Consider the following 24,536-nt stretch of genomic DNA (forward strand, 5'->3'; position numbering starts at 1 on the left):
TTTAATTTGAACCCATCAATTTTCAATAAGGTTGACTGGACTATTTTAAATCCACTTGGCATTATGGCTGGGTAAGCAGTTCGCTCCAATATGAGTAGTGTGGCGACAATGAAGAGGAATATTATTCCGCCACATCTAGAGGTGAAAGGAGGGCGTCCGCTTAGTGGGGTTTTAAAAGTTAGTGGTGCGAAAAATTCTTCGCTAGCTTTAATGGCTGCGTCTCTTCTTACTAAAGAACAACTCCTGATTAAAAATATCCCGCAACTTACGGACATTGAAGTCATGTCAGAGATTCTTCGTAATTTGGGTGCAAAGTTAACTAAAACAAATAATTCTATCGAGATTAATTCAGAGTCCATTCATAACGTTGAATTACCCTATCAACTAGTTCATAGCTTAAGAGCAAGTTTTTTCTGTGTTGGCCCCCTACTTACAAGACTTGGAGAAGCAAAAATTCCTTTGCCTGGTGGTTGCAATATTGGAGCAAGACCTGTTGATGAACATATCAATGGTCTAAAAGCTTTAGGAGCAGAAGTTGAAGTTATAAATGATGTTGTAAAAGCTAAAGTTTCAACCAAAAACAAAAGATTACATGGATCAAATATTACTCTTAAATATCCCAGCGTTGGAGCTACGGAAACCATCTTGATGGCTTCTTGCTTAGCTTTAGGCAAAACAACTATATCCAATCCAGCGAGAGAACCAGAGATCCAGGATCTTGCAAAAATGCTTAATTCAATGGGAGCAAAGGTTTTTGGGGCTGGAACAAAAAGAATCACAATCATTGGGGTGGAATCTTTAAGAGGAACTTCTCATTGTGTTATCCCAGACAGGATAGAAGCAGGAACTTTTCTTATTGCTGCAGCAATAACACGATCGCCTCTCATTATTGGTCCAGTAATCCCTCATCATTTGAGCGCTGTTATTTCAAAATTACAAGAATGTGGCTGTTCAATATCTCATCATGGCAATCATCATTTAAAAATCATTCCAAGAGAGATCTCAGGAGTTGATATAACGACAAGTCCATTCCCTGGCTTTCCAACTGATCTTCAGGCTCCATTTATGTCATTAATGGCCACAGCTAAAGGTTCAAGCAAAATCAAAGAAAGAGTTTTTGAGAAGAGAATGCAACATGTTTTTGAGCTAAATAAAATGGGTGCCTGTATCTATCTAGAAAACAATACTGCTCATATCAAAGGAGTAAAAGAACTTATAGGTTCAAATGTAGAGGGAGGAGATTTACGTTCTTCTGCTGCCATTATCCTTGCATGCCTCGCTGCCAAAGGAAATAGTATTTTCACGGGCCTCGAACACTTAGATAGAGGCTATGAAAAATTAGAAGACAAATTAACTAATGCAGGTTCTATTATTTCTAGAAAATTTAATCAAACAACATCTCATAGTTCTTTCTCTAACAAAATAATTAGTGAAGACAATATTGATACACAAAAAAATGCAGCTTAGTTTCATATTTTTGCTATTTTTGACATAAAATAAACATATGGGAGCGTGGTGGAATTGGTAGACGCACCGCACTCAAAATGCGGCACCTTCGGGTTTGTCGGTTCAAGTCCGACCGCTCCCACTTCATTGATGAAAACTTATAATCGTTTTCCCTTAGAACTCATCAGGGGTAAAGGCTCATGGGTGTGGGACAAAAAAGGCAGAAAATATCTTGATGCTGTCGCTGGCATTGCAACTTGTTCACTAGGTCACAGTGATAAAGCATTAATCAAATCCTTATCAAAGCAATTAAGAAGACTTCAACATGTGTCTAACCTTTACGGGATACCAGAGCAAGAAGAACTAGCTCAATGGTTAACTTCACAAAGTTTTGCCAAGGGTGTATTTTTTTGCAATAGCGGTGCTGAAGCAAACGAAGCTGCAATTAAATTGGCAAGAAAATATGGGCATATTGAACGTAACATCGACAATCCAGTCATCCTTTGCTCAAAGGAAAGCTTTCACGGTAGAACTCTCGCAGCTGTAAGTGCTACGGGACAACCGAAATACCATAAAGGTTTCGAGCCAATGGTTCAGGGATTTAAATTTTTTTCTTATAACGACATTGAATCTTTTGAAAATCTATTTGATGATTTAGAAAAAACAGGTCCACAAATTGCAGCTGTATTTATTGAACCTATTCAAGGTGAGGGAGGCATAAATATTGGGGAAAAATCATTTTTTAAGCTCTTAAGAGAAAAATGTACCCACAGCAATGTTTTATTGATATTTGACGAAGTCCAAACTGGAATGGGAAGGACAGGTACTCTTTGGGGATATGAACAACTGGGTATTGAACCTGATGCTTTCACACTCGCCAAAGGGCTTGGTGGAGGTCATGCAATTGGAGCTCTATTGGTTAATCAATTGGCTGATGTCTTTCAGCCAGGTGATCATGCCAGCACTTTTGGGGGGAATCCTTTCGCTTGTAGAGCTGCTCTAACCGTTGGGAAAGAAATACAAAAAAGAGACCTCCTAAATAAAGTCACCGAGAGAGGTGCTCAACTAAAAGACGGATTAATGAAACTTTCAAATAAATATTCAGACATATTTATTTCCACTAGAGGCGTTGGGCTTATTCAAGGTCTCGTTATAAAAGACAATATAAAAATAACATCTCTTGATATTGTCAAATCCGCCATAGAAGAGAAACTACTTCTAGTATCAGCTGGTGTAAAAGTATTAAGGATAGTCCCTCCTTTAACTATTACAAAAAAAGAAATCAACGAGCTTTTATCGAGACTAGACAAATGTCTGATGAAACTTTCATAGCACAATCGAATTTTTTTGAAAGCAAAAACAAAGAATATAAAGATATGAATCTGGGCATAGATCGTATGTCATTGGCTATTAATAGCATGGGAGATCCATGTAAAAAAATGCCTGCTATTCACATAGCAGGAACAAATGGGAAAGGCTCTATTGCAGCTTTTATTAACAGTGTTCTTAGCTTAGCAAATATCAAAACTGGAGTTACCACTTCCCCGCATTTAGTTGATTGGGTCGAGAGGATATGTATCAACAAGACTCCAATATCAAAAGAAGAATTTCAATCATTAAGCCTGTCTCTTTCTCCAATTGCAAAGAAATATAGCTTGACTCCTTTTGAATATGTTATTGCAATAGCATTTAAATATTTTACTCTAAAGGAAGTTGAACTGCTTATCCTTGAAGTAGGTCTTGGAGGTAGACTTGATGCAACAACAGCACATAAATATAGACCTATTATTGCATTTGGAGCTATTGGGCTTGATCATTGTGAATATTTAGGCAATAGTCTAGAAAAAGTAGCTATTGAGAAAGCAGCTATAATAACTACAAACAGTACTGTCGTTACAGCCACTCAACACAATATTGTAAGAAAAGTTTTAGTAGAGACTGCCAAGAGGAAACGAGCAGTCATTCATTGGGTAGACCCACTTCCATCAGACTGGGAACTAGGCCTATCAGGAGTAATACAGAAAGAAAATGCAGCTGTAGCTAAAGGAGTTGTTGAATCCTTAAAAAATATTGGATGGAATATTTCTGAAAGACAACTTCGAGAAGGCTTATGTCTTACTAAATGGCCTGGAAGACTTCAAACAACAAAATGGGAAGGGATGCCTATAGTTGTTGATGGTGCACATAATCCTCATGCGGCAAAGCAATTATCAATTGAAAGAGACGCATGGACTGATCAAGAAAGTGGAATTATTTGGATACTAGGGATTCAAATAAGAAAAGACATAATAGGCATTTTGCGTAAGCTAATTAGAGAAAAAGATTTAGCTTGGATAGTGCCTGTCCCAGGCCAACAAAGCTGGTCAAAAGATCAAATTTTGAGTTTTTGCCCTAAATATAAAGACCAAATCAAAGAAGCACTTAGTGTAGAAGAAGTATTATCAACACTTAAAAAACAATATAGATGGCCATCTCCACCACCTGTCATTTCAGGATCGCTATATTTAATAGGTGACCTTTTTCAAAGGAAAGTATTGAAAAGTTAAATTGTTTAAAATAGAGCAATTAAATCAATTAACTTTTAGATTCCAGCCTTTGAGTTTACCTGGATTGAGAATTCCTTTTGGATCAAAGTTACTCTTCGCTTGCACTTGATCAGAGTCAATTACACCTAAGCCTCCATCTTCAACAGTGATTGTATGCGGATTAAAAATCACTGCACCAAGACCTTTGCATTGACTGATTAATTGATTCATAGCTTCTTCACCTTGCCATTTAACAAGTGGGAGTGAGGCTAATCTTTGAACTCCATTTTGACGAACACATTCCAAATGCCATAAAAGATTCGATCCCCAATCAGCTTTCAATTTTCTAATAATTTCAGATTCAGGTTGAGGAAGAAGCATTTGCAAATATGTCCAATCAGAATCAATGCCACGCATATGTAAAGTTGTATGGTTCCAAGAAAGCTCTCGAAGACCTGTCCCCGCCCTCAGATTTTCCGGGCCTAAGTCGTAAAAGTCAGCACCAACTGATTTTGCAAGGCGCTCAGTTGTACTAACACCGTCAGGCGAGACCAGCAGTAAAATCCTATGTTTACCTGAGGGTTTACCAGACCAATGGGGAAGACAATTAACAATTTCTTTTTCTAATAAGGTTCCCAAATACAGCTCCAGTGCAGCGCAATTAAATTTGTTTAATAAGTCGACAGCCTGTTTCCAATCAAAACAGTCAACAACTATTTGTTGCCATTTAATATATGGAGCAGTTGTTAATTTTAATGCAGTCATAATCCCATTAGTTCCATAAGCATGATTCAAAGCCTCTGAGTTATTTGCGTCCAATTCAAGTTTTCTTGGTGAATCCTCAGTCGTTATTATTTCTAAGGATTGCAAATGACCAGGATCTCGCAAGAATCCCCAACGAACAGATCCTATTCCACCCGAGCCACCAGCGATAAAGCCACCAATCGAGGCGCTTCTCCATGTACTTGGAAGCAACCGCAACTGACGACCATGCTTAATCAACTCATCATTAATATCTCTAAGCAAACAACCAGATTCAACTGTAATTTCACCTGTTTTTGAATCAAAATTTCTAATTTTCTTAAGACCAGACATAACCATAACAACTCCACCGTTAAGAGGAACACACTGCCCATAGTTCCCTGTTCCAGAGCCTCTAAGGGTCAAAGGAGTTGAATACTTATTACAAATTTGAGCCACAACAATAATTGCATCGACCGAAAGTGGTCTAATGACTATGTCAGCCACACAATCTTTTAATTCATTGATCAATATTGGCGAATAATCAAAGAAATCTTTAGAGAACCTTTTTAAATCACTAGTTTTTTGATAGATCTCTAGATCAGGAATTGATTTTAATTCACTTAAAATCAATTCTATTTTCTCTTTATTAGTCATGACTCATCATTTATGAATGTTGATTTTTTGTTTTAGGCAATTCATTCAAGAATTCACCATTAACGACTACTCTTCGTTTAGGTCTATCAGACAAAGCTTTGACCCAACTATTTGAATCTAACAAAATAAAATCGGCAGGACTTCCCTTTTGAAAAAGGCCATCCCATTGAAGGCTAAGCACTTGTGCTGCAGACGAGGTAAACGGTGAAAGGCCTAATCTGTCCCAGGGAGATAAATGAGCAATTGGCATGGAAAAAGCCATTAAATTTATTGGATCAAAATTAGACAAAGGGAACCATGCATCATTGATATTGTCCCCTCCAACAGATACAACAACTCCAGCCTTTTGAAGTTGAAATATTGGAGCCAGCGGTCTTTTAATTAAAGTGGAGCGATCTTTTCTTCCAAGAAGCCAAGAATTAGTTAGAGGCAAAGCAACGACCTTTAACTTATTTTTAGCCATTTTTTTTGCCAAATGTGAAATCGCCTTTTCTTTCAGTAATCCCATGCTGCTTAAATGACTACAAGTTATTGACATCTCATTTTCAACTTTACCTAATACTTCTAGAAGTAATTTCAATCCTCCAGCCGAACAAGACTGAGACTCATCAATATGTAGATCAATATCACAATTAAGTCTATTTGCGAGTTGCACTAGATGCAATAGGGACTTAAAAGTCCTCCTCCTGTTAAAAGGAGGAGCTATTACTCCACCTAAAAGATCTCCATTGGAAGCAACTCTTTGAGCTAAAAGAGCTCCTTCATCAGTTTGCCAAAAGTCCAATGGAACCAAAGCTACAAACTGTAAGAAAATTTTTTCTTGCCATTTTTTTCTAACATCCTCCAAAAGATCCCAATCTCTCATTGCAGTTTTTCCAAAACTATCAATATGGGATCTAATTGCCCTGATCCCATTAACAAGAGCTAGATTGAGAGACTTTTCAACGCTGAAAATCAATTCATCTTTGGACCTCAATTCATATTCACTTAGATTCGCAACTAAGGCTTCTTTGTACGTACCTTTCAAATTGGATGAACGGTACCATGAGAATGCTTTATCTATGTGTGCATGAGGTTCCGCAAATCTTGGCAGAAGAATTTCCTCAGGAACTTTAGATGTTTCTTTTAAACCCTTAATTGAGGTAATCGTTCCATCCCGCCATTCAATTTGAATAGAGGACAAGCCTTCTTGATCAATTGATGTTCCTAATACATCCTTTCCATTTCCAATCAAACATCTTGGGACAAGAACATCTACACGCCCAGATTTTGGAGGACTTGCAATCAATTCAACATTTTTTGCGAAATTCACTTTTGAATAGATTTCAATCCCGAGCTTTTATTAATTCGGGTTCTAATTACACAGTAACTTCAATACCTGTCAATTGCGTTGTGATCAAAATATAAAAAGTCAAAAATTTATTCCTTACTATCTACAATGTTTACAAGCTAAATTTTTTACCAAAATCATTTTGGAATCTCAAAATGACAAATCATTGGTAGATTAAAAGCACAAGGCGGGCGTCGCCAAGTGGTTAAGGCAGCGGCTTGTGGCGCCGCTATTCGGGGGTTCGAATCCCCTCGCTCGCCCTTGAACATTTTTTGTAATCAATTTCAAAAATCTTTTTTCTAAGGAAAAAAATAAACCTGCGATGACAGCATCCATAGTTCCTAATAAACAAAGCACATCCTTAAGGACCAACAGAGGAAGCTATTGGATTACCACTTTTGGATGTCAAATGAATAAAGCTGATTCAGAAAGAATGTCAGGCATCTTGCAAACAATGGGATATCAGCTTGCAGAGGAGGAACTTAAAGCAGATTTAATTCTCTATAACACTTGTACTATTCGTGATAATGCTGAGCAAAAAGTTTATAGCTATTTAGGAAGGCAAGCTTTAAGAAAAAAATCAGATCCTCATTTAAAAATTATTATTGCAGGATGCCTAGCTCAACAAGAAGGTGAAGCTCTATTAAGAAGAGTTCCTGAAATAGATCTTGTAATGGGGCCTCAGCATGCAAATCGGCTGGAGACTCTTCTTAATCAAGTTGACAACGGACACCAAGTTCTAGCGACTGATGAACAGCACATATACGAAGACATAGCAACAGCAAGAAGAGAGAGCGCTGTCTGCGGTTGGGTCAACATTATCTATGGATGCAATGAGCGATGCACTTATTGCGTAGTCCCCTCGGTTAGAGGCAAAGAGCAATCAAGAACACCACAAGCTATTAAACATGAAATAGAAGAGTTAGCGAGAATTGGATACAAAGAAATAACTCTTTTAGGGCAAAATATAGATGCTTATGGCAGAGATTTTAAAGCTTATGAGTTTAATAAATCTGGACAATTAACACTTTCATATTTATTAGAATATATTCATGATATTGAAGGAATTGAGCGTATTAGATTTGCCACAAGTCATCCCAGGTATTTCACAAAAGAGTTAATAGATGTATGTGCAAGACTTCCTAAAGTTTGTGAACACTTTCATATCCCGTTCCAAAGTGGAAGTAATAAAGTACTCAAAAATATGGGTCGTGGCTATACCGTTCAAACCTATAAAGAAATTATAGATTATATAAAACAAAAAATTCCTGAGTCATCGATTACTTCTGATGCAATTGTAGCTTTTCCAGAAGAGACGAGAGATGAATTCGAAGAAACACTATCACTTATAGAGGATGTTAAATTTGATCTTGTTAATACTGCAGCCTACTCTCCAAGGCCAAATACTCCTGCTGCTTTGTGGCCTAATCAATTACCTGAAACAATAAAAATTGATAGACTAAGAGAAATTAATCACTTAGTGAAAAAGACCGCAAAAGAAAGAAATTTAAGATATAAAGACTCATTACAGGAAATACTTATAGAGAATATAAATTCTAAAGATACTTCCCAATTAATGGGAAGAACTAGAACAAATAGACTAACATTTATACCAAGATCATCAAGCAATATCAAATCACATAAACCAGGAGAAATAGTGACAATAAAAATTAATGAAATACGTCCATTCTCGTTAACTGGAATCTTTTCATAATGTTGATAAATTTAATAAATCACCTTTTGAAATACTCAGAACCATAATAGAAATGTTGAATAAAAAACTCACTATAGGTCTAGTTTTTGGTGGAAATTCAAGTGAACATGAAGTTTCTATCAAATCAGCTAAAACTATTTACAATGCCTTATGTCATTCTTCTAATCGTGAGCGCTTTTTTGTAAACCCCATTTATATAGATAAGTATGGTTTTTGGGAAGATTCAGAATACTCAAAGTCAATTTTGATTAAAAGCAAAGAGTCAACTAAAACAATAAAAAACCATGAAGAATCTATAAATAATCTTACTAACTTTGCAAAAGAAAGTAACAAAGTTGATATATGGTTTCCTGCATTACATGGTCCAAATGGGGAGGATGGAGTTATTCAGGGATTATTTAAATTAACAGGAAAGCCTTTTGTTGGATCAGGAACTCTTGGCTCATCTTTAGGTATGGATAAAATAGCAATGAAATCAATTTTCAAATCATTTAATCTACCTCAAGCTCCATATATTTATATACATAAAGAGAATTTATATCATAAATTAGTCATGGAATCTGTTTTTAATAAAATTGAAAATATAATAAACTATCCATGTTTTGTAAAGCCAGCCAACCTGGGTTCCTCTATTGGCATATCCAAAGCATACTCAAAAAAAGAACTAATTACTGGAATAGAAATTGCAGGAAAATATGATAAAAGAATCATAATAGAAAAAAATATTGAAGGGAGAGAACTTGAATGTGGAGTATTAGGAAAGTCCACAATGAAATCATCAGTTGTAGGCGAAGTTAAGTTTCAAACTGATTGGTATACATATGAGTCCAAATACGATGAGAATCTGAGCAATACAATCATCCCAGCTGATTTAAATTTAAATATAGTTAATAAAATACAAAAGCTATCTATCGAGGCATGTAAAGCTATTAATGCTTATGGTTTGGCAAGAGTTGATTTCTTTTACGTAGAAAGCACGCAAAAGATTTATATAAATGAAGTTAATACCTTGCCAGGCTTTACTAAAACAAGCATGTATCCAACATTGTGGGAAGCTTCTGGATTAAAACTAGAAAAACTTGTTGCTAGTCTCATAGAAACAGCAAAAGAATAACGTAACCATGACTTTTTTAGATTTCTTTTTTAAAAAATGATTCACGGTCTCCTTTGGTTGCCATTATTGATGGCTTTTATTCTCATAGCTTCCCTTGGCTGGATAGAGAGAAGGCGACAGAATCTCTATTTGATTTGGGCTAAAGGTTCAGAACTCGCCAAGCTTGATGGGACAGGAGCTGCTCGATTAAAAGCTGGTATTTTATGCTGGAGTAGCTTTGAGGCTGGCAGTTTCAAGGAGGAAGCAAGTTTCGAAGTTAAGAAATTAGAAATGGTTGAACTGATGGCTCTGAGTTCAGGAGAAGCACCTTTAACACAAGAATCTGAAGGACGTTGCCGACTCAGACTTATTGGTTCAGGGAGAGAAATAGATGTGCCTTTTTCAGATGCTGAGCGAGCTCGTCAATGGATGGACAAGCTTATGTCCAGAGCAAGATGCGACCTTTGAAATCAAATAAAAGAAAAAACAGAAAATTAAATAACAACAATCGAATATCAAATGAAAAAGTCTCGTATATTTTTCAAAATAAAAATTTTCTAATTGAACTTTGGCAATTACTTTTTTTTTCAAGCACTTCAATTTTGCTGATTCTTACATTTTCAAACCAAGCATTTAAGCCAATAAGTTTTGATCAAACTAAAATTACTGGTCTATCTGGAATATCAAATAACGATATCAAACAAACAACTAGTATTTTTTATCCAAGAAATTTGTTAGAATTGAATCCAAAAGAAATTGAATCCTATTTAATAAAAAAGCTTCCTATTAAAGGGGTTTCAGTAAGTAGAAAGTTTTTCCCTCCCGAAATTCATCTAAATATTTTAGAAAGAGAGCCAATAGCTTTTGCGAGTCGTGTTGTTTCAAACAATATTGAAAAAGGAATGATTGATATTGAAGGATCATGGATACCTCTTCAATTCGTAAATAAATCAAAAAAAAATAAAATAAAATTATCTATAGAGAATTGGAATCCAAATAAAAAAAAAGAAATTATTTTAATAATTAAAAATAGATTTATTTTTCAAAGCCCTCTTCAAAAAATCAAAATAAATCCTCTTCAAGAAATCAGCCTAAAAACCGAGCACTTCGATTTAATCCTTTTAGGCTCAGGAACTGATCGCTTAATCGAGCAAATTAATAAACTCAACCAGCTACAAAAATCATTACCAAATCTTTTAATCAACACAAAAGTAAAGATTGTGGATCTTAAAGATCCGAGCAAACCAGAATTAAAAATAGAAAAAATACTGACCAATGAAGACTAAATACCTTGCTATGACTAAAGTTTTCAGAATTTTCTAATAAATTAATAGAAATTCATGGTCAATCAGGGAAATTAATTTGTTCATCAATTTGAACTTATAAGCCAACAGAATTCATGGATGATGTTCATAATGCCAAAAATGAGTTCTAATCCTGAATATGGTGATGGGAATGGGAAACAAATCTAGTTTCAATATGGATGAAGGAATCCTGCCCAGTCAATCTGCACGTATTGAGGTTATTGGCGTTGGTGGCGGCGGAAGTAATGCCGTCAACCGAATGATTAATAGTGATCTCGATGGAGTCACATATCGAGTACTCAATACAGACGCTCAAGCTCTTATACAATCATCCGCTACCCATAGAGTTCAGCTTGGTCAAAGCTTAACTAGAGGCCTTGGGGCAGGCGGCAATCCAAGCATTGGTCAAAAGGCAGCAGAAGAATCGAGAGCCGATCTTCAGCAAGCTTTAGAAGGGGTTGACCTGGTATTTATTGCCGCTGGAATGGGAGGTGGTACTGGAACTGGAGCAGCCCCTGTCGTTGCTCAAGTCGCCAAAGAAAGTGGTGCTTTGACAGTAGGAATAGTTACCAAACCTTTCAGTTTTGAAGGAAAACGTCGTTTAAGACAAGCCGATGAAGGTATCGCAAGGCTTGCCGAGAATGTTGATACGTTAATTGTCATCCCAAACGACAGACTAAAAGATGTAATTTCAGGAGCACCTTTGCAAGAAGCCTTTAGAAGCGCTGATGATGTTCTCATGAAAGGAGTTCAAGGTATAAGCGACATAATCACTTGTCCTGGATTAGTGAATGTAGATTTTGCTGATGTGCGTTCTGTTATGACCGAAGCTGGTACTGCGCTTTTAGGAATTGGTTTAGGCTCTGGAAGATCAAGAGCTCTTGAAGCAGCTCAAGCCGCAATCAATAGTCCTCTGTTAGAGGCAGCTAGAATAGACGGGGCAAAAGGATGTGTGATTAACATAACTGGTGGGAAAGACATGACTCTTGAAGATATGACATCTGCTTCTGAAGTCATATCCGATGTAGTAGATCCGGAAGCGAATATCATCGTAGGAACAGTTGTTGATGAAAAACTTGAGGGTGAGATACAAGTAACAGTTATTGCTACTGGATTCGACAGTAATCAAATCTATTCAAACGAAAGAAATAGAGCAAGACTCTCGCCACAATCACTTTATGAGCAATCAGAAGCTAGGGAAGCAGGGGCTTCGATACCTGAGTTTTTACGTTTAAGACAAAATCGTTAAGCTTAATCACTTTACCTAGATTAAGGTGACCCGGAGTCCACGCCTGCTTTGAGCATCCCGTATGGCTGCTACCTTCCGGTCCTGACCAGGTTTGAGCGTCACAGCCGCATGGGGCCGAGTCATTAACATTCTAGCAATAGCTAAACACGTTATTAAGAATTAAATGCAAACCACAGAATTGGTTAGTTTTAAAAAGTTGGGCAAACAGATAACAGTGTTAACTGCGTGGGATGCTATCTCATCTTCAATAGTCGAGACCGCAGGAGCTGATGTCGTTCTTGTGGGAGATTCACTTGGAATGGTTGTCTTGGGACATGCAACGACACTTCCGGTAACACTTGATCAAATGCTGCACCACACACAGGCTGTTTGTAGAGGTTTTTGTAAACCTCTTTCCGAACAACCATTAGTAGTTTGTGATCTACCTTTCTTAAGTTATCAATGCGGAGAAGACAAGGCAGTTGAAGCTGCTGGTACTCTCCTGAAAAACTCCTCTGCCTCAGCAGTGAAACTTGAAGGAGCGGAACCTGAGACTTTATTGGTAATCAAACGACTTATTAGAATGGGAATTCCAGTAATGGGTCATCTTGGTCTAACTCCGCAATCAGTTCATCAACTTGGATATAAATCACAAGCCAGGGATAGAGATAGTCAAGAAAAAATTTTCAACGATTCAAAAATGCTTCAAGAGGCAGGATGTTTTGCAATAGTTCTAGAACATATTCCAGGAGAAATTGCCAGCCGTCTAAAGAAACATTTAGAAATTCCTGTGATTGGAATTGGTGCAGGAAGTGATTGCGATGGGCAGGTAAGAGTCACAGCTGATATTCTTGGCCTTTCAATTGCACAGCCTCCTTTTGCAAAGCCTTTACTTGCTGGTCGAGACCTTTGCATTGATGCCCTAAAAAAATGGATTAAATCTACTAATCTTGACCAAGTGAATCCCACCATAAAAACATCTGAATCAAAATCTGATTGCTAATTTGCATCCCCTTAGGATCACTTAAAAAATACCTTCCGTTTTTTCTTAATAGATATCCTTCGTTTAAAAAATTTAGCCAATATTTCTCCAATTTTTTTAAATTCTCATCACATTCTTTTTGTGTCCATCCAACATTTTTAGCAAGTTCCTCCAAATGAACACCTTCACGTCTCCTGAGACCAATCATAAGTTGTTCATCCAGTGGCATCGGTTTTGACTTTTCTTGAGACAAAGTTTTTTCTAATAATTGACTCTCTTGTTGCTCAAGCCATTTTTTATAACCAGCAATTGTTCTGGGTCTAGAGAATCTCTCCCCCCAAGGAGCACTTGTTGCACCCATCCCAAAACCCCACCAACCAGAACCACTCCAATACATACGATTATGTCTAGATGCATGACCAGGCAATGAATAACTTGAAATCTCGTATCGAGAGAAACCAGTACTTTTAAGAAATCTGTGAGTTTCAAAATCTATTTTTTGAGCTTCTGATTCAAGAGGGATATTCAACTTTCCTTTTTTGTGTATTCTTCCAAAAACAGTATCTGGTTCGATAGTTAAATCATAAATTGACAAATGAGGGGCTTCTGTATGAACTGCTAGTTCCAACTCTTTAATCCACTTAGATAAATTCAATCCTGGAAGATTTTGAATCAAATCAAGACTCCAGCTTCTAAGCATGCCTTTTTTAAATAAGTTATTTACCCAATTACAAGCCTCTATTAATTGTGATCGATTATGTTTTCTACCAATTGAAGCCAACGTAATATCATCAAATGCCTGACCTCCCAAGCTAAATCTATTAATTCCAATTTCTATATATCCATTCAAATCATTTTCAAAAAATGTTGCTGGATCAACCTCCATTGTTATCTCCGCACCATCTTGAAATCCAAATTTTTTTTGAAGATTTTTCAACAAATCACCCACCTCCTCTTTCTTTAGTAAAGAAGGAGTTCCGCCTCCCAAATAGATTGTTGACAATGCAGGACCTCTAGGGGCAATTGAAATCTCTCTATGAAGTAAATCCAAATATGCGTTAATAGAGTTTATCCCTGGACTACCTAGAGCTTGAGCGCTATCACCTAAAGGGATAATGGAAAAATCACAGTAAAAACATCTTTTATGGCAAAAGGGTATATGCAAATATGCACTTCTTGGTGGAGCTACCATTTGAGCTCTAGATATACAAACCCAAATAAATGGTCACTTTTACAATCCAAATCTTTGAAAATAAATAAAGCTTTAGTAAAAAACGAGAAGCCAGCATAACCTGAATATATGGCAGACTTAGTTATTCTGGTTTTATTTCTAATATCAGGTGCAATCACCGGATGGATTGGTGTGAATTGGTTACCTGAAGAGACTTTAGATCATATTACTAATTTAAAAAATTTAAAAATTGCTCTATCAGGATTAACAGCTCTTGTAGGTTTGTTAATAGCCTTCCTTTTTCAGCAATTTAGAAATAAATTAACCAAAAGAATAAGAACTATGCCAACAGATCTACTGATTAGTAGATCTGTTGGCATAGTTCTTGGACTTGTCATCGCAACCCTTTTATTAATACCTTTACTCCTTTTACCTTTACCCGCTGAATTGTTTTTTGTAAAGCCTATTTTTGCTGTACTTAGCAATATTTTTTTTGGAGTACTTGGATATAACCTTGCCGATGTTCATGGACGAACAGTTTTACGTCTTTTCAATCCAAGTAGCACTGAATCTTTGTTAATGGCAGATGGAATTCTAACTCCAGCCAGTGCAAAAGTTTTAGATACCAGCGTTATAATTGATGGTCGCATTCAATCTCTCCTTAGGTTTGGACTCATAGAAGGGCAAATAATTGTAGCCCAATCAGTTATGGATGAACTACAAAAACTAGCTGACTCAAGTAACAACGAAAAGAGAGGGAAAGGAAGGAGAGGACTAAAATTACTTAACCAATTAAGAGAAAGTTATGGAAGAAGATTAGTTATCAATAGTACAAAATATGAAGGAGAAGGAACTGATGAAATTCTTCTAAAATTAACCTCAGACATTTCAGGAATATTAATCACTGTTGATTACAACTTATCTCAAGTAGCTCTAGTCCAAGAAATAAAAGTTCTGAACTTAAGTGATCTAGTACTTGCAGTTAGGCCTGAAGTTCAACCTGGTGAGAAGTTAAATTTAAAAGTAGTTAGAGAAGGGAAGGAAAACTCACAAGGTATTGCCTATCTTGAAGATGGCACAATGGTAGTTATTGAGGAGGGTCTCCAATGGATTGGTAAAAGAATAGAAGTAGTTGTGACTGGAGCATTACAAACACCGACGGGCCGAATGGTTTTTAGTAAAGCTTCAAATGATCAGCCCCCGAACAAATATGAAACAACAAAAGCATCTCAAGGCTAGATCTAGCTAGGCTCGAATCCAAGAAGACTTAACTTCATATGACTGCATCTTCCCCGTATTATGGCGATTCTGCCGTAATGAGAACTCCTCCACCTGATTTACCATCACTTCTTCTGAAAGAAAGGATAGTTTACTTAGGCTTGCCATTATTTTCCGATGATGATGCCAAAAGGCAACTAGGAATGGATGTAACTGAACTGATTATTGCCCAACTTCTGTTTTTGGAATTCGATAATTCTGAGAAACCTATTTATTTTTACATTAACTCAACTGGAACGAGTTGGTACACGGGAGATGCAATCGGATTTGAAACGGAAGCCTTTGCAATCTGCGACACTCTCAGATACGTGAAGCCTCCCGTCCATACTATCTGTATAGGTCAAGCGATGGGAACCGCAGCAGTAATCCTCTCAGCTGGAACGAAAGGGCAACGAGCAGCACTTCCTCATGCATCAATTGTTCTTCATCAGCCTAGAAGTGGTGCTCAAGGCCAAGCAACTGATATCCAAATCAGAGCTAAGGAAGTCATTCACAATAAGAAAGCAATGCTAGAAATCCTTAGCCATAACACTGGAAGGTCAGTAGATCAATTATCTAAAGACTCAGATCGAATGAGCTATCTTAACCCTCATGAAGCAGTTGATTATGGAATTATAGATCGCGTTCTTACCAGTAGAAAAGATTTGCCAGGAGAGAAGGTGTTACCCACATAACCAAATAATTGTTCCAATTTATTTTCAATCATTAACCTCAACTACTAAACATTAATTAGCCATGCCTATAGGTACTCCAAGCGTTCCATACCGCCTTCCAGGAAGTCAATTCGAAAGATGGGTTGATATATATACAAGACTTGGAGCGGAGAGAATTCTATTTCTTGGTCAAGAAGTAAACGACGGGATTGCAAATAGCCTTGTAGCCCAGATGCTTTATCTTGATTCTGAAGACAGCAGTAAACCAATCTATTTGTATATAAATAGTCCTGGAGGCTCCGTCACCGCCGGTTTAGCTATCTATGACACGATGAAATATGTAAAAAGTGACCTGGTAACCATTTGTGTTGGATTAGCAGCCTCAATGGGTGCTTTTTTACTCTCTGCAGGAACAAAAGGCAAAAGGCTTGCTCTACCCCACAGCAGAATCATGATTCACCAGCCGCTTGGAGGTACTGCCCAAAGACAAGCAAGTGACATTGAGATAGAAGCACGTGAGATTCTTAGAATAAAAGAAATGCTCAATAAATCCATGGCAGAAATGACTGGACAAACATATGAAAAGATAGAAAAAGATACTGATCGTGATTACTTTTTGAGCGCGGAAGAAGCAAAAAATTATGGCCTTATTGACCGAGTGATAACCCATCCAAATGAAAGTTAAGATAAAAAATGTGGTGTTATCAATAATTAAATTGTCTTGATAGTTAAAAAAATATATCAATGAAATTGGTATCAATAGCACTCTATTTCGTAAGCTCAGCCTTAATACAGTTCTGAAATACCCACTCACATGGCAAAACTTTTTTACGACTCCGATGCTGACCTAGGTCTTCTTCAAGATAAAACCGTTGCAATTATTGGCTATGGATCTCAAGGCCACGCGCATGCATTGAATTTGAAAGATAGTGGCATCAAAGTTGTTGTTGGGCTTTATGAAGGAAGTCGCTCAGCCAGTAAAGCATTATCTGATGGTTTGGAAGTTTTAAGCGTCGCCGAGGCGTCCGAGAGGGCAGATTGGATAATGATTCTTTTGCCTGACGAGTTTCAAAAAGATGTTTACTCCAAAGAGATAGCACCTCATTTAAAACCTGGGAAAATACTAAGTTTTGCTCATGGTTTCAATATTCGCTTTGAATTAATAAAACCACCTGAATTTGTAGATGTAGTAATGATTGCCCCAAAAGGGCCAGGTCACACTGTCAGATGGGAGTATCAAAATGGTCAAGGAGTTCCTGCTTTATTTGCCATAGAGCAAGATGCCTCAGGCAATGCGCGAGCACTTGCAATGGCATATGCAAAAGGTATTGGCGGAACACGCGCTGGGATTTTAGAAACTAATTTCAAAGAAGAAACCGAAACTGATCTTTTTGGCGAACAAGCAGTTTTATGTGGAGGCCTATCAGAGTTAGTCAAAGCTGGTTTTGAAACTCTTGTAGAAGCAGGTTATCAACCTGAATTGGCATACTTTGAATGCTTGCATGAAGTCAAATTAATAGTTGACCTAATGGTTAAAGGAGGTCTAACTGCAATGAGGGACTCAATTTCAAATACAGCTGAATATGGAGATTACGTAAGCGGACCAAGGTTAATAACCCAAGAGACAAAAGAAGAAATGAAAAATATTCTTGCAGATATTCAAGATGGTACTTTTGCTAAAAACTTTGTAAAAGAATGCGAAGCAGGAAAACCTGAAATGAAGAGAATTCGGCAAAAAGACTCAGAACTTCCAATAGAGAAAGTAGGAAAAACACTTCGCTCGATGTTTAGTTGGCTTAAATCAGAATAAATATCATTCACTTAATCTTAATTGCCTTTATTCTTGACCTTTTAATAGGGGATCCCAAAAACTTACCACACCCAGTACAATTTATGGGCGTGGTTATTAGTTTTTCGAAAGGGTTAGCTGAGAGAATTGCGAAAGAAAATAAATCAAAGTTATATATTGGAGGCATAATAATTACATTTATAGTAGTATCATTAAGTGGTATATCTGGATGGATTATAGAAAGATTATTTCTATTTTTTGAAACAAAAAATCCTATTTTAAGTACATTAATTTTTGCTTTTATTTTAAGTAGTTCGCTTGCCTCAAGAAGTCTAAATAAAAGTATTTTAGAAATTCTAAATTTAATAAGGGAAGAAAATACTAGGGATAATCTAAGTAATATAAGAGAAAAATTAAGTCTTATTGTTGGTAGAGATGTTCAGCATTTGGATACCAATGAAATTCTTAGAGCTTCAGCTGAAACAGCAAGTGAAAATTCTGTGGACGGTATTTTTGCTCCATTATTTTGGATTTTTATAGGGACTTTTTTCTGGCAATTCAACCAATCCATACCAGGCCCATTAGCAATGGCATGGATCTTTAAAGCATCTAGCACTATTGATTCAATGCTTGGATACAAAGAAGGGAAATTGAAGTGGCTTGGCTTTACTGGAGCGAAGTTAGATGATTTGATGACATGGATTCCTTCAAGGATTGTATTGATCACGCTTCCTTTTTGTTGTAATACCAGACAATCAATTTTCAAAACAATCAAAGCCTCTTGGAACGATGGTATCGTTGATGCTTCCCCAAACTCGGGAATCTCTGAAGCCATATTTGCTTATTGCGCCGAAGTAAGAATGGGGGGTGTTAACTATTACAAAGGTAAAAAAAAGATAAAACCAATAATTGCAAAGTCCTATCCCATAGCAAGCATAAATTCCGTAAAAAGGATACTTAATCTAAGCCTGAGGCTTCAACTGGCTTGGATTTTAGGTTTTTTCTTGATAATCAAATTTATAAATTTATAAATTCAAAAAGCACCTCTATCCATAGGGAAGAGTAGCACACCTAATGTAAGAATAATGATTTCTAAATCCAGTATAAAATTTCTATTTCTTGCGTATACCAAATCTAATTCAACCCTTTTCTTATAACTAAGATTATTTCTGCCACTAACCTGCCATAAACCTGTTAATCCAGGTCTAACAGAGATAACTTCTTCCATAAAAAGACTATATTTATTTATCTCATTACTCACTATTGGTCTTGGTCCAACAACACTCATCTCCCCTTTTAAAACATTAAAAAATTGAGGCAATTCATCTAGACTGGATCGGCGAAGAAATCTACCTAATTTTGTTATCCTAGGGTCTTGCCGTAATTTAAAATCTTTTTCAAATTCCTTTCTCATAAGAGGGGATTTCTCTAATAAATTTGGAAGTAATTCATCAGCATCCTTATGCATAGTACGAAACTTAATACATCCAAATTCTTTATAGTTTCTTCCTACTCTTTTCTGAATATAAAAAACAGCTCCTGGAGAACTTAACTTTACTAGTATTCCTATTAAGATAAATATTGGCAATCCTAGAGTTAAAACTAGCAAAGAGAACAGAACATCTCCCACCCTTTTTAGGGTCCTTCCATATCGACTTTGATTTCTTATTATTTCTACAGCAGGCAAAGAAGAAGGTTCTTTTGAGATAACTTCAAAAGGAATTGTTGGGGAGCCTTTGCGGAACTCAGACCATCGCAATAAAGATTTTCTAGGATTTGTTTGCACAAATTATTGAGTTAGTAAGCTCAAGACTTCAACAAATTCACACCATACTTAATTAATTTTTTCTTGATGAAGAACTAAGGTCACTAGTAGCAATGTCACAAGAATTCATATGCTCCCTCCAAGCTCTAATTATGCTTTTCTCAAACCTAATTTTAAATGAATCTTGAGAGAAAGAATTACTCCAACCTCTAATTAACTCAGGATTCAAATCTTTCCAAAGTTGTTTTTCCTTAAAAAACTCAATTGCCTCAACTAAAGACTTCACAGTCTGATTAGGGAACAAAAGTCCAGTAGCTCCTTTAGCTGAATTAGCGTTAAAGCATTTAACAGTATCTAAAACCCCACCCTTACCAAAAGCAATCACAGGAGCGCCTGAGGCCATTGCTTCTACAGGAGCTATGCCGAAATCCTCAACACCTGAATAAACGAATGCTCTACAACTGCTCATTAGATTTTCAATCTTCTCTTTGCTTTGAAAACCGAGAATTTGAACTGTTGGCCCAGCAAGCTTTTCTAAATAGGCCTTTTCAAGTCCATCGCCAACAACTATTAAAGGTAATTTGAGCCTATTAAAAGCCCTAACAAGTAAATCAACCCTTTTATTAGGGACCAATCTACAGACACTTAAATAAAAATCTTCTCTAGGTTTATTCCATTCAAAACGACTTACATTTACGGGTGGATGTACAACCTCTGAGCGCCTTCTCCAATACTTCCAAATCCTCTTTGCCGTAAAATTAGAATTTGCCAGTAAGTAATCTACTCGTGAGCTACTTAATTGATCCCATTGTCTCAAAGTATGCAATTGCCATCTAATCAATGGTCCTAAGCCAATCCTTTTTAAAAAAGATCGTTTCAAATATATATTCATTTGATCCCAAGCGTATCTAACAGGTGTATGCACATAACTAATATGAAGTTGGTCAGGAGAAGTCAAAATACCCTTAGCGACAAGATGACTACTACTTATGACTAATGGATATCCCTCTAGATTTAGCTGCTCAATTGCGAAAGGCAAAAGGGGTAGATATTGTTGAACATGTGAGACCCCGAACGGTAACTTTTGAATAAAGCTAGTTTTTACTTTTCTTTTAAATAGCCAGCTATTTTTTTGTAAGCTCTCTTCATCAACCAAAGAAAAAAGTTCTGGCTGTGATGCAATTTCAGTTAACAAATCATCAATTACCTGAACGACATTCTCCGCACCTCCTGTCGATCTTGGAGTAAACCATTCGTGTACTAATGCAATATTGCTGGGAAGATCTAAAGATGAATTTACGCTCAAAGTAAAAACCTTAAATCCAAAAATTATTTATAGCTTATTACAACTTAGATACTATGACAAGATAGAATTAAATCATCAATTATGCAAGCCAAATTTGTTTTTAATTAAGTTACTTAGCCTTTCCAATAATTTATCTAAAAAGAAAAACCAATTTTATCTAAAGATGATAATAATGGATCATAAAGGTTGTGAAATAAACTACCACTAAAAGAGAATAGATAAACACATCCACTTAATAATCCTAGAACAATAAAGTATCTAACATAGCCATTTCTTCTTTTTAATTTGGCAACTGAAAAAAGCATAATCAATAAGAAAATAAAACCTATTGATTCAGCTACTAGTAATGCTGGTCTATCAACATATAAACTAAACTTACCCCAGAAGAGAATTTCATTCCCTTCTATATTTTCTTTAAATAAAATATAGTTGATTAGTTCTGAAAAAATAAGACTGGCAATAACAAAATATGATACTGGCTTTGTAAGCCTATTCATTGTTTTACTAAAACTCAATAAGAGCACCGCGATAAAAGTAGATGCAATTATTGGGAGCCCAGGAATTAGCCAAGTAAGATTTAATAACATAGTTATCGAACAACCTTTATTTTATATGCATCTGTGAGTTTTTTTATTGGTTCTGGAAGAAAACACATAGGAAATCGAGTTAAATATAAATCAATAATAATCGGAATAGCTCTATTCATCACGCAAGAACATTTAATGTTTTCTAGCAAGGAACTGAGGTAAAAACAAGCTATGAATTAATAGTCAAACAAAACTTAATAAGGGAATAAGAAAATAATTTTAACTTTGATATAGCTCTTTTCTTTTTTGATACATATATCTAATCTAAATCGCTAAATATATTGGTTATATGTAATTTAATTTTAATTATTAAATATAAAATTTTATACTGATTATTTTTTTATTTCAGGTTGCAGGCTACATAAAAACAAAAAGCACTCTCTTCAAATAGTCTTAACAAATGGCTAAATCTCGAAAAGAGAAAACTTTAAACAAGAATGTCTTATAATTTAATTATATAATTATATTTTAAATTCAAATGTCTAAGAATCATTCAGAGGTCAATAATGAAAGTATCAATTCAGATCTAGATGATACAGAAAAAATTGAACCTAAAAATGATCCAAAACTAATTGATCAAAGTCAAAACCTCAATTCATACCCTAAATGGATAAATAATAAAGGCGAAGAGGTAAAACAAGTTTTTGGTTTTAATGAAAATGCTGAACTTGTTAATGCCAGAGTGGCTATGATCGGATTTTTAATGCTCATACTGACTGAATTAGCTTTTGGTGGCGAACCAGCAACACTGAAAATTTTTGGAATCAGCTAAAAATCAAATCATTATCTTATATTGATTCCATTAACTTACTTAATTTTCTAAAAGCAATGAATAAAAAAACATTAGTTGGTGTTTCATACGTATCTGCTTGGGTGATTATTTGGGGAACAATTGGTTCACTTATAGATTTTTATTTTCTGCAAAATACATATCTTCCAGGATCAATAGGGCAATTTTCAACATTTATAATTACAGCTTTTCTCTCTTTAGTTATTGCTATATATATTTTCCCAACAATAAATAATAAATTTATAAGTTAATAACGATAACGTTCAACGACTTGAGAAGGCTTATCACTCATTCCTTTCTGATAAAGGATCCATTGATTTGTTTCAAGGTCATGGTCACAACCCAAGCCTTCTAGTTCAAGAGATTTCAATCGTAATTCATAATGGCATTGCTGATCAGCTTCAAAAGCAGATTGATAGCCAGTAAAGAAATATAAATATCCAAGAATTATTGCTATTAAAGATATAAACACAATACTTATTTTCATAAAAGCTAATAAATCATTAAGAATATATTAGCTTTTCTCGTAGACAAAAAAAGAAATTTATAATTTTTTTTCTTTTCCTGTATCTAAAGGTATCTCACATTCAGTTAAATCTTGATCATTTAAACGATCCAATATACGAACCATATCAAGTGCTGAAAGCTCCCCATTGGTTCCCCATTTTAGAGTTGTCTTTCGCTGTTGAGGAATCTGTTTAGACTTATTCTCCTGGCTTCTATTTGGGACCATTACTACAAAATACCTCTAGTAAAACAGTAGAATATAGAGTTTCTGTCTCGCAAATCAATAAAAAAATCTTAGTCAAACTTTACTTTTATTTCTTAATAGTAATATTTTCCTATTTTTATAAACCCCACTAAATCTTTCCTAATCATTTAAATATTAGTTTTAGCGAGCTACACTCATCGGCCAAAATTATAAACAAACTCCTGAAATTCAGGATTGTAAAAATAAACAAGTACACTAATAACTAATAAGACATTCAAACCAATTACTATTGAACCAATAATAACTCTCTGGCGCTTACCTGGGACTTTATATTTCATGCCAGCTGGCAGGTTAACTAATACATCTGGATCATTAGAAGTTGATTTCTTAAACTTATTGTCTTTTACCTTATTGGTCTTAGTTACCTTATCATTAGTATTTTTGGAATTAAAAGATTTGGAGCCCATTTTCTTAGTTAGCAGAATTTCTTTATCTTTATAGTTCTAATCTTACTTAGACAAATCAGATAAAAACGTATTTTGTTCTAGTTTTTCACATTAGTTTGTTAACTAAGTCAGAAATCAATAATCAAGTGATCAATTTATTGATTATGTTTAGCAATATTTCTTGATAGAATCAACAATAATTTTAGCTTGTTTTCTTTTGAAATTAAAATTCGTAGCCATTATTAAATTTGCCTCTAAACCTAACAATCTAGTTTGACAAGAAAACTTTTTATTTTTTTCAGCATTTTTTTGATAGTCATTTATTTTAAATAATGCTTCCTTGCAAGAGTTTATATCTTTATAACATCTCAAAACCATCATATCAATTTCCAAATAATCCTTGGATTCATTTGCTATCATTGGATTTAAAGGAATAAATATATATATAAAAAGAACAGATGCAAATTTAATTTTTTCAAATGGATAACTAATCAAAACATAATCTCCAATAATAATGTGTTGATAATTATTTAAATATGGCCAACAATGCCTCCCTAAAAAAAGATAACTTATTTTTCTTAATCATATAAATTTTAGATTTTCACAAAAAAAGGGGACTCATTTTCAAAGAGTCCCTAACAAAAACGAAAATCTAAGTAAGCAAAACAGCTTTTAAAAGCCTCATCCCTGAACCCGGTCCTTAAACAACTTCCCAGCAGTAAAAGCTGGAACTCGCTTAGCAGGTATTGCTATCTTCTCCCCAGTTTTAGGGTTTAATCCCTGACGAGCCGAACGATCACGAGGTTCAAAAGAGCCAAACCCCAGAATGGAGACTTTCTTACCCTCCACTACATAATCAATAATTGTATCTATGGCGGCATCAACTACCAGAGAGACATCTGTTTTAGTTAGCTCTGTACGAGCTGCAACTAGGTTGACTAAATCTGCTTTGTTCATTGGAAAGGATTGTATGTAGCAGGGAGTAAGAGGAGGGAAACCAATAGATAATTAGTTTCCAA

The 24,536-nt window shown here is 35.5% G+C and carries 27 protein-coding genes, 2 tRNA genes and 1 other RNA gene; 18 read left to right on the top strand and 12 right to left on the bottom strand.

Annotation, left to right across the window (positions count from 1 at the left end; translation table 11 throughout):
- Positions 1-90 precede the first annotated feature (90 nt).
- The 4 genes from murA (at position 91) to O5639_RS05075 (ending at position 3,992) form a co-directional block, all read left to right on the top strand.
- Positions 91-1,467, top strand: coding sequence for a UDP-N-acetylglucosamine 1-carboxyvinyltransferase (murA, locus tag O5639_RS05060; RefSeq protein WP_269625385.1), 1,377 nt, complete (start codon positions 91-93; stop codon positions 1,465-1,467).
- A 39-nt stretch (positions 1,468-1,506) separates the two neighbouring features.
- Positions 1,507-1,588, top strand: a tRNA-Leu gene (locus O5639_RS05065).
- An 8-nt stretch (positions 1,589-1,596) separates the two neighbouring features.
- Positions 1,597-2,778, top strand: a complete 1,182-nt coding sequence (locus O5639_RS05070; RefSeq protein ID WP_269625386.1) for an aspartate aminotransferase family protein — start codon at positions 1,597-1,599, stop codon at positions 2,776-2,778.
- On the top strand, positions 2,757-3,992 hold the full coding sequence (locus O5639_RS05075) for a bifunctional folylpolyglutamate synthase/dihydrofolate synthase (protein ID WP_269625387.1): 1,236 nt from the start codon (positions 2,757-2,759) through the stop codon (positions 3,990-3,992). Before O5639_RS05070 ends, O5639_RS05075 begins: the two co-directional genes overlap by 22 nt.
- Before the next feature lie 24 nt (positions 3,993-4,016).
- Here the strand turns inward: O5639_RS05075 and O5639_RS05080 are convergent, their stop codons facing one another.
- On the bottom strand, positions 4,017-5,369 hold the full coding sequence (locus O5639_RS05080) for an FAD-binding oxidoreductase (protein ID WP_269625388.1): 1,353 nt from the start codon (positions 5,367-5,369) through the stop codon (positions 4,017-4,019).
- A gap of 10 nt (positions 5,370-5,379) precedes the next feature.
- Positions 5,380-6,681: an amidohydrolase family protein gene (locus O5639_RS05085; protein WP_269625389.1), complete on the bottom strand. Its 1,302-nt coding sequence runs from the start codon at positions 6,679-6,681 to the stop codon at positions 5,380-5,382.
- 205 nt (positions 6,682-6,886) lie between these two features.
- On the opposite strand from O5639_RS05085, the gene O5639_RS05090 reads away from it, so the two are divergent.
- The 6 genes from O5639_RS05090 to ftsZ all read left to right on the top strand — a co-directional run bounded on the left by O5639_RS05090 (position 6,887) and on the right by ftsZ (position 12,059).
- A tRNA-His gene (locus O5639_RS05090) sits at positions 6,887-6,959 on the top strand.
- Positions 6,960-7,021: 62 nt separating this feature from the next.
- Positions 7,022-8,413 carry a tRNA (N6-isopentenyl adenosine(37)-C2)-methylthiotransferase MiaB gene (miaB, locus tag O5639_RS05095; protein WP_269625390.1) on the top strand — a complete coding sequence of 464 codons (1,392 nt, stop codon included), beginning with the start codon at positions 7,022-7,024 and terminating at the stop codon, positions 8,411-8,413.
- A 52-nt stretch (positions 8,414-8,465) separates the two neighbouring features.
- A complete protein-coding gene (locus tag O5639_RS05100; protein ID WP_269625391.1) occupies positions 8,466-9,527 on the top strand; it encodes a D-alanine--D-alanine ligase family protein in 1,062 nt (353 codons plus the stop codon).
- Between the two features lie 36 nt (positions 9,528-9,563).
- Complete coding sequence (locus O5639_RS05105) at positions 9,564-9,974, top strand: hypothetical protein (RefSeq protein WP_269625392.1); 411 nt, start codon at positions 9,564-9,566, stop codon at positions 9,972-9,974.
- Positions 9,962-10,792 (top strand): cell division protein FtsQ/DivIB, encoded by an 831-nt coding sequence (locus O5639_RS05110; RefSeq protein WP_269625393.1) that lies wholly within the window; start codon positions 9,962-9,964, stop codon positions 10,790-10,792. The genes O5639_RS05105 and O5639_RS05110 overlap by 13 nt, the downstream gene beginning before the upstream one ends.
- Before the next feature lie 169 nt (positions 10,793-10,961).
- Positions 10,962-12,059 carry a cell division protein FtsZ gene (ftsZ, locus tag O5639_RS05115; RefSeq protein ID WP_269625394.1) on the top strand — a complete coding sequence of 366 codons (1,098 nt, stop codon included), beginning with the start codon at positions 10,962-10,964 and terminating at the stop codon, positions 12,057-12,059.
- Between the two features lie 24 nt (positions 12,060-12,083).
- Here ftsZ and ffs read toward each other — a convergent pair.
- Positions 12,084-12,180, bottom strand: an RNA gene (gene ffs / locus O5639_RS05120) — signal recognition particle sRNA small type.
- A 42-nt stretch (positions 12,181-12,222) separates the two neighbouring features.
- On the opposite strand from ffs, the gene panB reads away from it, so the two are divergent.
- The gene (gene panB / locus O5639_RS05125) at positions 12,223-13,041 is read left to right on the top strand and encodes a 3-methyl-2-oxobutanoate hydroxymethyltransferase (protein WP_269625395.1); all 819 of its coding nucleotides are present in this window, start codon (positions 12,223-12,225) and stop codon (positions 13,039-13,041) included.
- Here the strand turns inward: panB and hemW are convergent.
- Complete coding sequence (hemW, locus tag O5639_RS05130) at positions 12,983-14,212, bottom strand: radical SAM family heme chaperone HemW (protein ID WP_269625396.1); 1,230 nt, start codon at positions 14,210-14,212, stop codon at positions 12,983-12,985. The two genes, panB and hemW, sit on opposite strands and share 59 nt — an antisense overlap.
- Before the next feature lie 108 nt (positions 14,213-14,320).
- On the opposite strand from hemW, the gene O5639_RS05135 reads away from it, so the two are divergent.
- The 5 genes from O5639_RS05135 (at position 14,321) to cbiB (ending at position 18,942) form a co-directional block, all read left to right on the top strand.
- Complete coding sequence (locus O5639_RS05135) at positions 14,321-15,430, top strand: PIN/TRAM domain-containing protein (RefSeq protein ID WP_269625397.1); 1,110 nt, start codon at positions 14,321-14,323, stop codon at positions 15,428-15,430.
- Between the two features lie 38 nt (positions 15,431-15,468).
- Complete coding sequence (locus O5639_RS05140) at positions 15,469-16,143, top strand: ATP-dependent Clp protease proteolytic subunit (RefSeq protein ID WP_269625398.1); 675 nt, start codon at positions 15,469-15,471, stop codon at positions 16,141-16,143.
- Between the two features lie 61 nt (positions 16,144-16,204).
- Positions 16,205-16,807 (top strand): ATP-dependent Clp protease proteolytic subunit, encoded by a 603-nt coding sequence (locus O5639_RS05145; protein ID WP_269625399.1) that lies wholly within the window; start codon positions 16,205-16,207, stop codon positions 16,805-16,807.
- 129 nt (positions 16,808-16,936) lie between these two features.
- Positions 16,937-17,932: a ketol-acid reductoisomerase gene (ilvC, locus tag O5639_RS05150; RefSeq protein ID WP_269625400.1), complete on the top strand. Its 996-nt coding sequence runs from the start codon at positions 16,937-16,939 to the stop codon at positions 17,930-17,932.
- Between the two features lie 20 nt (positions 17,933-17,952).
- Entirely contained in the window at positions 17,953-18,942 is a 990-nt protein-coding gene (gene cbiB / locus O5639_RS05155; protein ID WP_269625520.1) for an adenosylcobinamide-phosphate synthase CbiB, read from the top strand.
- 2 nt (positions 18,943-18,944) lie between these two features.
- Here cbiB and O5639_RS05160 read toward each other — a convergent pair whose 3' ends face one another.
- The 3 genes from O5639_RS05160 to O5639_RS05170 form a co-directional block, all read right to left on the bottom strand.
- Positions 18,945-19,697: a sugar transferase gene (locus O5639_RS05160; RefSeq protein ID WP_269625401.1), complete on the bottom strand. Its 753-nt coding sequence runs from the start codon at positions 19,695-19,697 to the stop codon at positions 18,945-18,947.
- Between the two features lie 52 nt (positions 19,698-19,749).
- The gene (locus O5639_RS05165) at positions 19,750-20,982 is read right to left on the bottom strand and encodes a glycosyltransferase (protein WP_269625402.1); all 1,233 of its coding nucleotides are present in this window, start codon (positions 20,980-20,982) and stop codon (positions 19,750-19,752) included.
- Between the two features lie 134 nt (positions 20,983-21,116).
- Positions 21,117-21,569: an NAD(P)H-quinone oxidoreductase NdhF gene (locus O5639_RS05170; protein ID WP_269625403.1), complete on the bottom strand. Its 453-nt coding sequence runs from the start codon at positions 21,567-21,569 to the stop codon at positions 21,117-21,119.
- Between the two features lie 478 nt (positions 21,570-22,047).
- Between O5639_RS05170 and O5639_RS05175 the strand changes: the two genes are divergently transcribed.
- Together O5639_RS05175 and O5639_RS05180 are read left to right on the top strand one after the other, a co-directional pair.
- Positions 22,048-22,341, top strand: a complete 294-nt coding sequence (locus O5639_RS05175) for a high light inducible protein (RefSeq protein ID WP_269625404.1) — start codon at positions 22,048-22,050, stop codon at positions 22,339-22,341.
- Positions 22,342-22,397: 56 nt separating this feature from the next.
- Positions 22,398-22,610: a hypothetical protein gene (locus tag O5639_RS05180; protein WP_269625405.1), complete on the top strand. Its 213-nt coding sequence runs from the start codon at positions 22,398-22,400 to the stop codon at positions 22,608-22,610.
- Here O5639_RS05180 and O5639_RS05185 read toward each other — a convergent pair.
- From O5639_RS05185 to O5639_RS05205, 5 genes are all read right to left on the bottom strand, one after another.
- Entirely contained in the window at positions 22,607-22,846 is a 240-nt protein-coding gene (locus tag O5639_RS05185; RefSeq protein WP_269625406.1) for a hypothetical protein, read from the bottom strand. The two genes, O5639_RS05180 and O5639_RS05185, sit on opposite strands and share 4 nt — an antisense overlap.
- Positions 22,847-22,903: 57 nt before the next feature.
- Positions 22,904-23,092, bottom strand: coding sequence for a hypothetical protein (locus O5639_RS05190; protein WP_269625407.1), 189 nt, complete (start codon positions 23,090-23,092; stop codon positions 22,904-22,906).
- A 173-nt stretch (positions 23,093-23,265) separates the two neighbouring features.
- Positions 23,266-23,538 carry a hypothetical protein gene (locus O5639_RS05195; RefSeq protein ID WP_269625408.1) on the bottom strand — a complete coding sequence of 91 codons (273 nt, stop codon included), beginning with the start codon at positions 23,536-23,538 and terminating at the stop codon, positions 23,266-23,268.
- Between the two features lie 147 nt (positions 23,539-23,685).
- Positions 23,686-24,012 (bottom strand): hypothetical protein, encoded by a 327-nt coding sequence (locus tag O5639_RS05200; RefSeq protein ID WP_269625409.1) that lies wholly within the window; start codon positions 24,010-24,012, stop codon positions 23,686-23,688.
- Positions 24,013-24,198: 186 nt separating this feature from the next.
- Positions 24,199-24,474, bottom strand: coding sequence for an HU family DNA-binding protein (locus tag O5639_RS05205; RefSeq protein WP_269625410.1), 276 nt, complete (start codon positions 24,472-24,474; stop codon positions 24,199-24,201).
- Positions 24,475-24,536: the final 62 nt, after the last annotated feature.

The sequence above is a fragment of the Prochlorococcus marinus str. MIT 1214 genome (assembly GCF_027359355.1).
In the GTDB taxonomy this organism is placed as follows: Bacteria; Cyanobacteriota; Cyanobacteriia; order PCC-6307; family Cyanobiaceae; genus Prochlorococcus_B; species Prochlorococcus_B marinus_F.